Origin of the sequence: Paenibacillus sp. VT-400 (assembly GCF_001029205.1) — a bacterium.
Lineage (GTDB): Bacteria > Bacillota > Bacilli > Paenibacillales > Paenibacillaceae > Paenibacillus > Paenibacillus amylolyticus.
Map to the genome: position 1 here is coordinate 2,579,407 of NZ_LELF01000067.1, position 14,121 is coordinate 2,593,527.

The 14,121-nt window shown below is 45.8% G+C and carries 7 protein-coding genes; all 7 read left to right on the forward strand.

Features of this window, described 5'->3' with window-relative positions:
- Positions 1 to 41 precede the first annotated feature (41 nt).
- The 7 genes from EL84_RS30930 (at position 42) to EL84_RS22075 (ending at position 14,096) form a co-directional block, all read left to right on the forward strand.
- Complete coding sequence (locus EL84_RS30930) at positions 42 to 5,294, forward strand: hypothetical protein (protein ID WP_053061562.1); 5,253 nt, start codon at positions 42 to 44, stop codon at positions 5,292 to 5,294.
- 56 nt (positions 5,295 to 5,350) lie between these two features.
- The gene (locus tag EL84_RS22050) at positions 5,351 to 5,971 is read left to right on the forward strand and encodes an S-layer homology domain-containing protein (RefSeq protein ID WP_047843118.1); all 621 of its coding nucleotides are present in this window, start codon (positions 5,351 to 5,353) and stop codon (positions 5,969 to 5,971) included.
- Position 5,972: 1 nt separating this feature from the next.
- On the forward strand, positions 5,973 to 7,016 hold the full coding sequence (locus tag EL84_RS22055) for a hypothetical protein (RefSeq protein WP_047843119.1): 1,044 nt from the start codon (positions 5,973 to 5,975) through the stop codon (positions 7,014 to 7,016).
- 68 nt (positions 7,017 to 7,084) lie between these two features.
- Positions 7,085 to 10,525, forward strand: coding sequence for a peptidoglycan DD-metalloendopeptidase family protein (locus tag EL84_RS22060; protein ID WP_082219200.1), 3,441 nt, complete (start codon positions 7,085 to 7,087; stop codon positions 10,523 to 10,525).
- A gap of 85 nt (positions 10,526 to 10,610) precedes the next feature.
- The gene (locus tag EL84_RS22065; protein WP_047843121.1) at positions 10,611 to 11,030 is read left to right on the forward strand and encodes a hypothetical protein; all 420 of its coding nucleotides are present in this window, start codon (positions 10,611 to 10,613) and stop codon (positions 11,028 to 11,030) included.
- Positions 11,031 to 11,033: 3 nt separating this feature from the next.
- Positions 11,034 to 11,420, forward strand: coding sequence for a hypothetical protein (locus EL84_RS22070; RefSeq protein WP_047843122.1), 387 nt, complete (start codon positions 11,034 to 11,036; stop codon positions 11,418 to 11,420).
- A 15-nt stretch (positions 11,421 to 11,435) separates the two neighbouring features.
- Positions 11,436 to 14,096, forward strand: coding sequence for a PKD domain-containing protein (locus EL84_RS22075; RefSeq protein ID WP_047843123.1), 2,661 nt, complete (start codon positions 11,436 to 11,438; stop codon positions 14,094 to 14,096).
- Positions 14,097 to 14,121: the final 25 nt, after the last annotated feature.

Genomic DNA, 14,121 nt, shown 5'->3' on the forward strand with positions numbered 1-14,121 from the left:
AGGGAGGGGCAGGAGTTTTATTTTATGAGGGTGGTGAGATTATGAAAAATATCCAATCTGATGTGATTTTAGAATTTCAGAAATCCATTGAAAACATGACCCGATTGGGACAGGAGATGGCAACTCTCGATGCTCAATTTGGTAGATTAGACCAACGTATTGACGCAATGCGGACATCTCTGTCTGGCCTGCAATCCCAGGTTTCTCGTGGAACTGATGGAAATATTACAGAATCATTAACTAAAGGACTTAACAACTTTATTGCAGGAAACGAAATTTTTCTTCAGCAGTTAGGTTCGACAGGACTGACCGTTCAGCGTGAGACTCTACAAGGCATCTTCGGTAAGATAGAGGTCGAAATTAATGAAGAGTTACGTAAGCATGTCCGTAACATGAATGTTGAAATAGACTCTAGCTATGCCAAAGGGCAGAAGCTACCTATCAGCAACGAAGATTTCAATGAAATCAACGAGGAAGTCGCTAAGGTTGTAAAAATGCAAATCCATAACCTTATTAAGGTTATTCAAAATCACACAGCAAGTCTGACTGGACCTGACTCTCTCGAAGGTTTACAAGTTACGGTAGGCAAGAACACCATCATGGCGTTCGTCAATAAAATCAAGCAAGAGATTCTGAATAAGCTTGAGAACCCATATGTAGCGAATTCTAGTGACTTCATAATTACCAAAGAAGACTTGAACAAAGCAATCAAAAATGTAAAAGAAAAGCTGTTGAAGTCGGTAGAAGTGGAAGTACCTGATGTTAGCGGCAAGGAGATCACCGACAATATTAAGAATATCTCGAACGAACTTGAACGTAGTTTTACGGAGTACGTCAACAAAACTGTAGCAGGAATCAACGGGGCGACGGCAGGCAAGCTGGACGTTCCAATACAAAACCTCAGCAATAAAGTCAAGAAGATTATTGCAAGAGAACTCGAAACTACGGTTGATCAATTGGACACTCTTGGAACAGTGGATTTAGGTTCTTTCCGTGGGAATGAATTGAAACATCAACTTGAACGAGTGGCTAAGGCTCTCGACAAGAAAATGAGTAATAGTGTACAGGAAGAGATTGACCAGATAGTTAAGACAATTAACAATGTGGAAATCACGCCTGAACCTAAGCTAAAGCGTCACCTCGTCAACCAAATTAATCATATTAATAATGCCATGATTGATAAAATCCGCGAACAAGTGGATGAACAGGTACAGTCTATCATCCAGGAGATTAATGAAGTCCAGTCAAGACCAAAAGGATTAAACCGAGACGCTAAGATACAGAACGCAGGAGGTCTTGACATTTCTACAGAATCCTATTCCGAGAATGGCAAGAACGACAGCACAACACCAAGTGAAACGGTATCCAACGGAAACAGTTCAAGTCAGGAGAACAGTTTTGCAGGAACAATAAGCAACGTGGCTCTGGAGTCCGCAGTCTCTAACATGATGCGCAACAAGATTACAGGTGTTATGGTCGGTGCACCGATGCTTGTTTTGAACCAAGCTGTCGAGACCTTCAAGTCTGTTCAGACCGAACAGATTAAGATGATTCAGAACTTGATGATGAAGGACAAGTACAATAAAGACGAAAACGGAAATGTCCTCAATAGCACCAACATGGCTGGAGTAGAGAATACTGTCAACGAACTACAATCGTTTATTCGACAACAGTCCATGTTTTACGGAACGGACTACCATAAACTTTATCAAGTTGGTGGAGTAGCTTCCGGTTTTCTCAAAGAGCCTGTTGAAATGAAAGAATTCGTACGGGTGACTGCTCAGTTGCAGGCCCTCACCCCTGGTAGTGACCCTCTTAAAATCGCAAAGGGTCTTGAGTCAGCAAAGTCGCAGTTCGGCCTTGAGATGTCCGACATGGAAGATAGGGTGGCACATCCGATAGCAGCAGTATCTCAAGTCACGAATACCAGCGTCGAGGAACTTTTCGACATTATAAAGCGATCCGGTTCTGCTTCTAATAATACCAAAGTTGATTCTGAGACAGCTATTGTAATGGCTGGCGCTTCCAACCAATCTCCTGCAATAGAAGGGACAAATGTCAGTCATTTCTACAATTCCATTGTAGAAAGATTACAGCCTTCTAACTTGCTGAACAAAATGGATAAGTTGGCTGTTGACCCGAACTACGGTGATGATGGCGAGAAAGTAGCTGCCAAGCTTCAGTCTCCTGATGCCATGAAGAAACTGCAGGAACTTGGTCTTGCGAACGTTACGGATACAGGAGGACAACTCCTAGTTCCAGCCAAGGAACTCTTCAAATCCATCTCTCAAAAGTTGTCCGGTGCAGACAGTCTAACAGTTCGCAACACAGCTGATACCCTGTTCGGTACATCGCAGTCCTCAAAGGGTGCTGCGGCAATGCACGAAGTCATGAACACGTTCGTCAAGGTAATGCAAGTTACTGATAACTTCAATAAGTCCCAGTACGAGAAAATGATTATGACTTCAATAGACAACCCTCTTGTCAACACTAAACGAGCAACACAAGGGACTACCATTGCCTTTGATGCTATCGTTCAAGAAATGACTCCTGCCATAAATAAAGTGTCCTATGCACTTATTAACTTGGCAGAAAACGTGGCGAAGAATGCTCAGATATTTGTAGCTTTGGGTGATGTACTCTCGAATGTGGTGCTCGGAATGCTAATGCTCAAAGGTATAAAGTGGGGAGCTGGAAATCTAGGTATTAGAAGTAACTTTGAGAGTGAGACTGCACGGACTGCTTTCCTAGATAACATGAAAGATGTAAGTGTTGATAGCGACTTCAAGAAGTTAAATCGACAAGAGGTAGCTGCTATGCAGCAAGATCCACTGCTGAATCGATATGTTCAGGAACTGAATGGTATGTCGGAAGAACAGAGTAGACACTTTAAAGATTACATTTCTGAAAAGAAAGTTGATATAAAAGACATTCCAACTCTTTTTACTACGATGGACGAAGCTAAGAATTGGGAGAAGCAGACGGAGTTAACAGACGATGAAAAATTCGACCGTACAAGGCAGTACAACAACCGTCTGGGCACAAGAGCTGAATTGGCTGGTGTTATTAACCCTAGCCTTCTGACCAGGCTGAGCAATAGTACAGCTAGTCAAGGGACATTCGGAACCTACAGAGCAAACGTATCTGGATACACCGAATTGACTGACAGAATGTCCCGAATGTCTCAAGGAGATTTCAATGGATTTGAAGACCACTTGGTAGACAGACAGCGCAATGGTTTACCTCAAATTAATGATATTCAGAGTCTTAGTCGTGCGATGGATGAGTATCAGAATAGTCAAAGGGAAATTGCCACATCTGCACGACGAGCCTCCCCTGAATTTGGTAACCTATCCAACGCAGTGCGTGGAATGAACTCTGCATTATCTCAGACTACATCCCTGAAGACTGGTTTCAAACAGTTTATGAAGGACATTTCAGACATGGGAAGAGGTGCAGCTACTTCCTTTAGAAGCTTTGCAGGAGGTATCGCTAAAGCTGCTCTAGAGATTAGTGCGGCTATCGTTTTAGCTGAAGCAGCTAAAGCTATCATGTGGGAAGCTTCTTCTACAGAAGACCAACGGATGATGGCGATGGCTGACACGGACGACAAGCAACTTACTTCAGCCGCCAATTCAATTAGGATTGGTCAGGAAGGAGATGGGACTTCAGTAGCGGGATTCCTTAACTTCTTGGGTGGACTGTACGGAGACGGCATGAACTTGATCCAGTCTGTGGCCAACTCAGACATGTCCCACGCGGGTGTATTTACTGAAGGCGGTAGCAAAGAAGTTGCAGTTGGCGTTCTCAACATGCTCAATAGGGATCGCGGGACTAACCTTCGTTCTCTTAACGATATGTATAAGTATCTGAACGACAACCAGGATGATCCTACTTTGAACGAAACTGTTCTCGTGAACAAGTGGGCAAAGGAAACGGGACGTATAGAGGATACTAAAAAGTTGCGTCAGGAAGCCTTTACCAAACAGTACGAAGCCTCAAAACTGGCTGAAATAGAACAGAAAGAGCTCAAAGATATCGCTACGAAAGAGTACGAGAAGAAGTACATGGAGGGTGCTGTTGAACTCACTTCCATTGATACTGACAACGTACTTAATCGTGTCTCTGACAATCTGAAGGAGATTAAAGATACCAGCCAGATCGAAACCCTCCGTTCACTCATGAGCGGGATGAAGACCGACTCCGACGAGTACATGGCGATGCGTAAAGCACAAGCGGCATCCTTACGTCAGGTATTGGATGATGAATTGGCTATCATTGACCAGTATATCCAAAATGCAAAGAACATTATGGAAACTTCTGATCCTGAGTCGCAAGAGTATCAGAATGCCAAGAATGCCTATGATTCCTTTACATCGGCCAGAGGCAAAGTAGCCAATGAAGGTGAAGCAGAAATTCTACAGGAGAAATGGAACAACCGTCAGGAAACATACCAAGGTCAGGTGCGCAAGGTAAATAACAGTCTGTCAAGAATTGATCTTCTCGCTCAGGCAAAGGAATTAGCCGCGGCATACAACATGGATACTCAGTCTCAGGAATATCTGGACACCATGAAACAAATCACCCTGAATAAGCTGTCTGCGATGAAGTCCGAACTCTCCAACCTAAAAGCAATCGAATCCATCGGGGATCTCTCCGAAGACCAAGCAACGCAGGTTTTACAGCTTCAGAATCAAATTGCCAACGAGCAAGCAAGAATTAAAGAATACAACCTTGCATCCATCGGTCTAGGTACTGCAGAAATTCAGAACAACAATTCGGAACGCGAGAACAGGCTACTGGAACTCAAACTTCGTGCTGGAAACCCTGATGACTCTTCCCCAATACTACGTAACAGACGTATCGCCAACGCCAAGGAAGAGGTATCCGAAATCAATCAGGTAATTACTGACCTGAAGGCTAGGCTACCTGCGGCAGGAGCTGACGAGACCTATAAGATTAATCAAGAAATCCGCGACTTGCAAAAGCAATCTTTACAGACTCAGTTAGGAATCTTGAGTGAAATGAAAGCTTCGGCAGGCACGTTCAACATGCCAGATGGTGTACAGGCTATGAGTCGCTACCAGTACCTCACACGGGGGAATACTCATAACACAACTGCCATTGGAGCAGGAGACGTGACCGTAAACATCACGCTTCCTAACGTGACTAACGGCATGACATCCAGCCAGTTGCAACAGGTCGGACAGTCCATCGGACAAGGCTTGTCAGTGGGACGAGTGGGCGGTCTTCGTAACCAACAAGCCATGAACCCAATTAACTACCGAAGTTAACAACTCACTCCCCATCTTAAAATGAGGTGGGGAGTTACGTATAGGGAGGTACACTCATGACACAACAAAACAGCCTCTTATCGGAGGATTCGGTTTATAAGAAGAAGCTATTTTACGACAACGGAGTTCAGTTTACACAGGTCAAGGCGAAACTGGTTACGGAATATAAGCCTCCAACTCCAGTACTTAAGACATATGTCAATAAGACCCTAGCATCTTCTGCGGGGCTCGTGCAAAACGGTACTTCCCACTATGACGCTACACTTACCATGCTGTTCTATTCCAAGAAGGAATACGCTGATTGGCTTCAGTATATTGGATCACAGCATAAGTATTATGACGAAAAGGGAACAGTTTACATCGGCATCGTAACAGGTGAACCCAATATCAGGACTGCAGAGATGGAAACCAAGTACATCGTAACCGTTGGTATGTCCCTTGTCCGCAAACAGGAGTTCGAGTACAAATACCTGACCGAGTTCATCGACATTGAGAACCATTGGGCAAACAAGTACATCGACAATATGCAACAACTTGGACTTATTGCAACGAATTGGGAAGCAGACGGGGAGTCCGTTGTTAACTTCCGTCCGGATGAAGCGGCGACACGGGCAGAGTCAGTAACGTTGCTTATGAGGACTTATAGATACGTGGATAAATTACTAAGGGGGTATTAAGATGAAACGATGGATTGACGTTGACCCTCTGGATTGGTTCTACCGTGACACCCTTGAGATTACCCGACTGAAGACAGACGGTACAGGTGACGTGGACGTACTAAGCGGCATGACTTATAACGTATTCAAGACAGGTTACGAACGCATGGTTAAGCGTTTTGTAACAGTCAACGGACAGCAGGAGTTCCTTGTTCCTGACTATAAATACCATGCCGACAACCCTATGTTCGTCATGATTAATGGGGTGGAGGTTCTTCCCGAAAAGATTGAGGATGGGAAAGTTACCATGTCCAACCCTTTGTCGGCGGGCATAGAGGTAGTATGTGTCGCTTATGGTATTCCTGACCGGAAGGATATTGGTTGCCTTAATACCCCATACAACGGAACATCTGACTACCGGATGCCGCACGGAACGCTAAAATATGCGACCACTTACAAATTTAGTCTGAGCAACCCACCGGAGTCTTGTACGGTGCTTGGTGTAAAGCTGAAGAGGATGATTGTTACTGTGGGGGCTGGAAGCGATGCGGGAGTTGTAATCAGGAATGCTATCGGATTCCAACGGGATGTATTCGTGATACATAAAGGTGAAGTGTACCTTCCTTATATGTATAACGGATTCCCTGCAACCATCGGGTATAACGCAAAGATTAATGGGGTTAATAGACGCACAAGCGAGACGGTAATCGTCGAATCAGGACGGGTGACATATAACGACAGGTTCTTCGGAGACGTTCGCATTCGTCGTGGAGACTTCTTCGCACTCATGAGCCGTATTTATGAGAACCTTCATAACCGATACACTGACCGTGCGTTCGCATATAACGCCACGCCAATGCGAGATATTGCAGATAAAGCTGATATTCAAGCCAATTGGTACAGGAACGATGTGCTGACTCTACTGGATGAAAAATACCATGACGGTTGCTATGTGTTCCCTCTTTACGCCGATGACAAGTTTGAACCTGAAGCATGTATTACTAGAGCGGAAGCTGTAACCTACCTAAACCGATTCATTGAGTGGATTACAGAGAAATATAGATAAGGCAGGTGGGATAAGTGACTTATGTTTCTAACGTGAACTACCCTTCAAGGCAGTTGTTACAAGGAATCATGGAGCGTGTGAATGCACTTGGAAATGAGCCGAAGGTGGTCGTGGAGTTGGACAAAACATCATACGTGCGGGGATTCCGTAGAAAGTACGATGCAGTACAGTACGTAATGGATAGTGCTGTAAGCGACCTTTTGTCCATCGACAAGGCTGAGAAACTTACGGACTACGTTGACGGTACGTTGGTGGAGACTAGCACGGAACTTCGTAACTCCGACTTCTCCATGCCAATCAAGAGCAGTTCGACCATGCACGGACATGAGAACGGGGAGCGTACCATCAACGGCATGTATATCACGGACTTCTTTGAGACCGACCCAAGAAGCACACGGTATGTTGGTCGTGGAGGTAAGCATAAAGGGATTGACCTCGACCTTGCAATGAACGACCCTGTTTACGCTGTGTGGTCAGGTACGGTCACAGTCGCCAGCACCTTAAGAGGATACGGTAGAGTTGTTTATGTTAGCCACGGCAACGGATGGGAGACTCGCTATGCCCACTTAAACAAGATAAGTGTCAGTGTGGGGGATAAGGTTAAGGCAGGAGGTCTTGTTGGTCTAGGGGGCAACTCCGGTACTTCTCGGTCTAATGGGGGAGACGGTTCACACTTACACTTTGAAGTAAGGCTTAACGGTAAGGCACTGAACCCTGAGCAGTTCCTTCGCGGTAAGAAGACCATCCAGACCGCATCCAAAGCTGACCCACGAAACATACAGGATTCTGTTTTTATGGATGCTTCGGTTATGGCTGATTCATCGACTTCTCATGTGGAATACAACATGGAAGCCACGGCATATGTCGCTGATTGCCCCGGCTGTATAGGAATCACAAGAGGCGGCACTGACGTTCGCACATGGAAGAACTGGAAGATTATTGCCGTTGACCCTTCCATCATCCCCTTAAAGAGTAAGGTTGAACTTGTTGTCGATGGAGTAAGTTGGGGAGAATACCTTGCCGATGATACTGGCGGCGACATTAAAGGAAACCGGATTGACATTCTTTTTGACACGAAGCCTAATGCCCTTAAGTTTGGTAGGAAGCCTGTCGTGGTGAAAGTGAAGTCTTGGGGAGACGGAAAGACCCGTTCAGCGGACACTACCGGTGATACAAGCATCGACAAAGAAATCGTAACGTACCAGTACAACAAGACGACTTCCAAGCAAACCTACTTCAAGGATTTTACAACCAAGAAGACCTCGCTGGATGTTAAGAAGTACACCAAGACTGACGGCGCGGTACAGATGACGGTCATTGACGACGATACTCAGATGAACGTACTCGGATTCAAAGGTACGGGCGGGGCTGGTCAGGCTAAGACGATAGTGTTCGAGCATGACTGGTTTAAGGCAGGAAACCTTGGATGGTCATACTTCTCAGACCTTGAAATAGACGATGTAATTATCGTCAAGGTAAATGATTACGAGGTCGTGCGAATCAAAGGTATTAATGCCAAGAACGGTGTAGCTTATCCACCATCAATCCCAATGCCAAAAGGACATAACGTGGTCGAGATTACGTTTGCCAACTCTTCCAAAGCATCGAGAGGCAAGTTCGGTATTCTTTGGTTGCGGGCTAAAGAGTTTGATGTGGAGACGGTAGAGACAAAAACCTTATGGGACTTTGAAGACAACATGAGTAGCGCCAACAAGTGGACTCCGTACAGCACCGTTGTACAAAAAGACAAAGGTGACTATCAGGCAATCTCAACTAATGGCGGCGAAGCAGGTATTGAGCGGCTAGGTAAAATCAAGAAGTTCCCCTTTACGATTAACTTCAGCCTGAAGACTGCGGCGGGCACAAGTGGCAAGCTAATTATCAGCGACGGTACAAAAGGATTCCTTCTGAACATAAAGGATGACCAAATTTACACTAGTGGTGGTGGGACATACCAACTCAATACGGCTGCCGATTTCATTGAGTATACCGTAGTTTGCCATGACCAAACGGACATTGACGTATACGTGAAGCTTAACGATGTTTGGGTCAACACCGGAATCCGTGGGGCGGCGTTCGACTACCCATACCAGAGCAGAATCCTGTTCGCTGTGACGGATGGGACAATTTACCTCGATAGTATCAACTATGCTTCTAACGACTACGCCGTTGAGCAGTTGGCTACAGCTATCGGTGACACCTACAAGGAGAAGTGGTATGAAGTAGGGGAGTTCGTCTTTGAAGAGACGTACACCATCGACGTAGACGTAATGAATTGGGAAATCAACACCCATCTCGATACGACTATTAGCACAGCAAGGATTACGCTGAACAACGCTTCAGGTATCTACTCTCCATTGTGGGAGCGCAAACCGGAGTTTCCAGACGCATTCCGAACGGACAAGTCTCCCCTGAGTTACTACGAAGAAGGAGAACTGCGTCACGTCATTAGTGAGTACACCCCAATCAGGATTTACGCTGGATACGGCGAAGAAGTTGTTCGGGTATTCACGGGGATAATTAAAGGCGAGATTATAGAGAACTCTGCGGAGAAGACTATCTCCTTTAGCTGTGTGGACAGGTTCGACATGCTTGAGGAATTTGTGTTCTACAAGCCGATGCAGTACCCGCCAGAAGAAGCTTATGCGGGAGACGGTGGGGCGTTTGCTTGGATTAAATCAAGCATCGTGGAGGATATCGTTGTCGCTTCTGGATTCACCGCATGGAAAGTTCATGCAGAGGATATGGCTAACCCTGACTACGTAATTGAGGATACAGTGTACACTGACGTAAACAAGGGAAAGAATACATTCATGAAGTTCAACAAGGATAACGGAGAACTAGAAGCCGTTAGTCAAGAGAACATCATGGAAGTGGGTGGCTGGCAGAACCCGTTCGTGGCAAGTGTAACCTTCCCATTAGGTACAAACGCTTCCGATGCCTTGCAGTCTCTCATTCAGGACTTACCATACCGAATCTACTGCGATAGGTACGGGACGTTCAGAATGGAACGCATGGATTTCTTGGATGCACCTGATTGGGCCATGGTTTCTGGAATGAAATGGGAGTTCATCGACGGCGAGAATCTACTGGAAGTCACTTCTTCTACGGATTACTCCCGTGTTAGAAACCACTTGATGATTTCCGGTACAGCAGGGATTGTCGAGCACTTCTTCGATAAGTCGCTGATAATTGCAACCAAGGGTAATATGCGTACCGCAGGTGCTCAACTGGATTGGATTGAGGAAGTCGATGGCTCTTCAATGCGTGGGCTGAAGGAAGACGTAGCCAACAAGATTTTCTTTGACTATAAACGTCAGGCGAGAACGAAGAATGTGGTGGTCAAAGGGAATCCGTTAATCGAACTACTGGATTCAGTTTATGTCTACGACGCAAAGACATTCACGTCCAGTTACTATTTAGTAAAGGGAAATAGAATGGTGGGCAGTAACGAAGGTATTTTCAATTACCTTGAGTTGACCTGGCAGACACTATCAGAAGTAGGGTAGCACATATGGGCAGGGAGCACTTACGTCTATGACGCTAATTGTTTCCTGCTTTTTCTTATAATGCCATAGAAGTGAGGTGGATTCTGTGGAGAATAGAAACTTTCTAAACTCGAATGAGATTTATCCCATACTTGACTTAATTCGTAGGGAGATGCAGAAGTCTGGTCTGTATACGGGCGGCGACGACCTCACAATCATAAACAGTGCTCCGGTAGAACCAAATGTAATTAACGTGGAAGCCCGTAGAGAGATGGCAGGATACTCCGCTCTCGTAACCTCAGTGGTTTACACCTATGACAATGGGACTATTGAAGTGCTGACGCTTGAGAGGGACGAGAATCTAATCGTTAACGGCTTCCTTATAGAGATAGCATATCCTTCCAGAATCAACGAGCAAATGGAAGAGGAAACGGATATCGCATCTTTTAGCACCATTAGAGGGACTATTATTAGGGAGAACGGGTTGTTCAGTAATCTGGAACTCGAATATATAAAGGGGGTGTAGTGAATGTCTAGCGGCGCTAATTTTGCAAGTTACTTGGTAGGCGGTAGACTCGACCCTCCTTTTATGCCAACAAAAACAGACCCGTACATTGAAGGGATTATGGTAGAGTCCCAAATGGCGGGCAAGGTCGAACATAAGCTAACCATTGAAGAAGATTGCGAACTGCTCTCTATTGCAGTAGGCGTATCCAACTATGAAGCAAGGGACTACTGGAACTTGTATGTAGGGGAACGGCTAGTCTGTAAAAACATTTACACGAAGGACTTACCGGAGGGCATGTACCTGACGGCAATCATCCCGTGTAAGCAAGGGACGCAGATTCATTTTGAGTTCTTTAATGAGGGCGGCAAGCCCAAGGTCGTTTGGGCAAACTACCAAACTCTCAAGTAGGAAGAAGGTGATTAAATGGCAGATACTTCATATCAACCAACGCCGTGGCTCGACACGACTATTAATGAAGAGTTCCTGCTGGAAGGGCTTGCTGGAATTATGACAGCCAATGGGTGGACAAAGGTTACTGAGTTTACCAAGGTCGTCTACTCTAACAAGCTAACAAAGCCTACAATCAAGCGGTTCTATCTTCCGCTGGCTAACCCTAAAATTGATTTGCCGAAGGTACTCAACGACGATTACTACATTTTCATTGATGGGGAGATTGCTCCAACATCCTATTATACGGCGGTCAAGAATCCAGACGAGACAACCACGCTCACGTTTGAAGCAGGTGTGTCCGGTCAAGTAGCTATTTACTACAGCACAGTCGGGTCCACGGATGCCTTCGACTTCTACGTGACCAAGCATATCATCGTCAAGAACATATCGGGAAACTTATTCGGTATGGCGATGATGGCAAACGTCAATGAGCAGATTGGACGGACAGGGTGCAAAGTACCATTTGCAATCTACGATAAAAATGCAGATTACGGTACGCAGTTGACACCGCAGGACAGCGGTGTATTCTCATGGGCCATCCAGAAGGCAAACGAAGATGCACTCTTTGAGCGACACACGCTTTACTTTTATCAGCTTGAGAAGTGGATTGGAAATGGGAAGATGTTGGTCGGTTGGGAGAAAACCGATGAACTGAAACGGGTTTCTCTGGACGTAGAGGTGCAGACAAGCATGTGGGGGTTGGACGATAACACGAATGCTCTTCAGTCGAGAATAACGGACTCGTTCCCTCAGATGTATCAATCTCCAATCGTTACAGCAAGGACTCGTATTCCTCAGCTTGAACACACTGAGAAGATTGCTTTCGTGGACGTGAAGTATACGAACTGGTGGGATGATAGCAAAGTGTTCGTCAAAGGATTCATTGACGGAAAAAGTATTATGTTAATCATCTTAGCTGACACTGCTCCGATTTGGGACAGCAATGCCGTACCTGCGATTCCTCTTTACATGGGAGACTTCGACGTAAATGGCCTGACTGAGGAAGTTATTAATCGGGATATCACGTTTGACTTCTACCGGAAGACGACTAAGACCTCTACAATCATCTCAGGAAAACCAATGGTCAATGCAGGTTCTTATGTAAAGGTATGGCTCATGGGTGACACGGACGGCGACATGCCTGACGAAGCAGTCAGGCTAACCATTGCAGGACAGGAGATTGGTCGGTTCAACACCATGGGGGTGAAAGAGCCGTCAAACAATAAAAATGATGCTCAGTTGATGGGTCAGTTTGATATCACTGGTATCGAGGGTATGTCCTCCGTAACCATTGAAGCAGAAAGTGGGGATGGGGTAAGTGGTTACACTCCGGTATCCGGTCGAATGTTCCTTGAGGTGCATATCGAGACCAATAGGAACGCTGAGGGAACACCGTCTGCTCTGTTCTCAGGAACAGCGTACAACAAAGAGGGGGCAGACGTAGAAGCCGCACTCAAACAGTCAGCTAAGTTCGATTACGATGATGCGTCAGTTAAGCAAGAGATTCTACTGCCTGTTATGAAGGAATACCCCCACTACCCAAGTAACGGCGTTGACTCAATCATGGTCAAACGTAACAAGTTCGGAGCAAGGTATCAGGCGCATTACCTGTCATGGAATGTACCGTCAAACACTATGCCGCCACGCAGGGAAGATTCTGACGGACACAAGCACCCAAGAGCATGGAAGGATTACATGAATGAGCAATACAAGTACCAGTTTAGTCCTTCAAGGTATAGTGGCAAAGCCCATTCATCCCGTGCGCTCCTGGTTCACCCTGAAGATGGCACGTTCGGAACACTGCGAAACGTTATTTTAACGTCTCCCTTAACTATAATGAATGGTGACGAGTTAAAGGCTGTGAGGGATTACTGCGATGACGAGAATAGGTATGAAGTTTATTCCTACTACTTGGTCGAAGGCATCTCGCCACTGACAAAGAGACCTGCAACGCCGTTCAGACCTGCCGCACTAGGCATCCTGAAGGCGGGATACACTCTCCCTGAGATTCCTCCTGCACCACCTGAGCCACCAGCCTTGATTCTAACCATCGACCCTGCTTACTCAAGTATAGAAGAGGAAACACCAATCAGGTTTACTTCTATCTACAGTAAAAACTCTCCCATTACAAACTTCAAGTGGGAAGTAGCAAGCGATGTGAACAAGGGAAGCTATACGGTCGATAATGCAACATTTACGTTCAACAATGTCGGCACGTATTCGGTCAAGCTTACGGTGTGGAATGAATTAGGTCAGAAGGCAACGGGTACGGCGACCGTATCGGTAACTGCCAAGTACGTTCCACCACCACCTGCTCCACCACCACCCGCAAACACATTGCAGTGCGGTAAGCTGAACGACTCTGGCGGCGGTGCTTACACCGAAAAACTCCATGAGATGGGTAACACGTCTGGACGAGTGGTAATCACCTACAACATGTACGGAGTAGCTGACCGAATGGATGTTTACTATCAGAATCAGTTGCTTGCAAGCACGAACACTGAGGTATCCAATGGCGGTTCGCTTCAGTTCCAGTACAGTCCTGTGGGCGGTGTGACGCAAATTAAAGTAGTGATGAGTTCTGGTTCAGGTTCAGGTTCATCGTGGGAATACTTGGTAAACTGCCCTGTGTAATAACAGGGCTTCATACAAGCAAATA

What these genes read in the sequence shown, in the direction of transcription:
- EL84_RS22060 (WP_082219200.1), top strand. Translation starts at nt 7,085, where the DNA reads ATGGAGCGTGTGAATGCACTTGGAAATGAGCCGAAGGTGGTCGTGGAG.
- EL84_RS22050 (WP_047843118.1), top strand. Translation starts at nt 5,351, where the DNA reads ATGACACAACAAAACAGCCTCTTATCGGAGGATTCGGTTTATAAGAAG.
- EL84_RS22070 (WP_047843122.1), top strand. Translation starts at nt 11,034, where the DNA reads ATGTCTAGCGGCGCTAATTTTGCAAGTTACTTGGTAGGCGGTAGACTC.
- EL84_RS30930 (WP_053061562.1), top strand. Translation starts at nt 42, where the DNA reads ATGAAAAATATCCAATCTGATGTGATTTTAGAATTTCAGAAATCCATT.
- EL84_RS22055 (WP_047843119.1), top strand. Translation starts at nt 5,973, where the DNA reads ATGAAACGATGGATTGACGTTGACCCTCTGGATTGGTTCTACCGTGAC.
- EL84_RS22075 (WP_047843123.1), top strand. Translation starts at nt 11,436, where the DNA reads ATGGCAGATACTTCATATCAACCAACGCCGTGGCTCGACACGACTATT.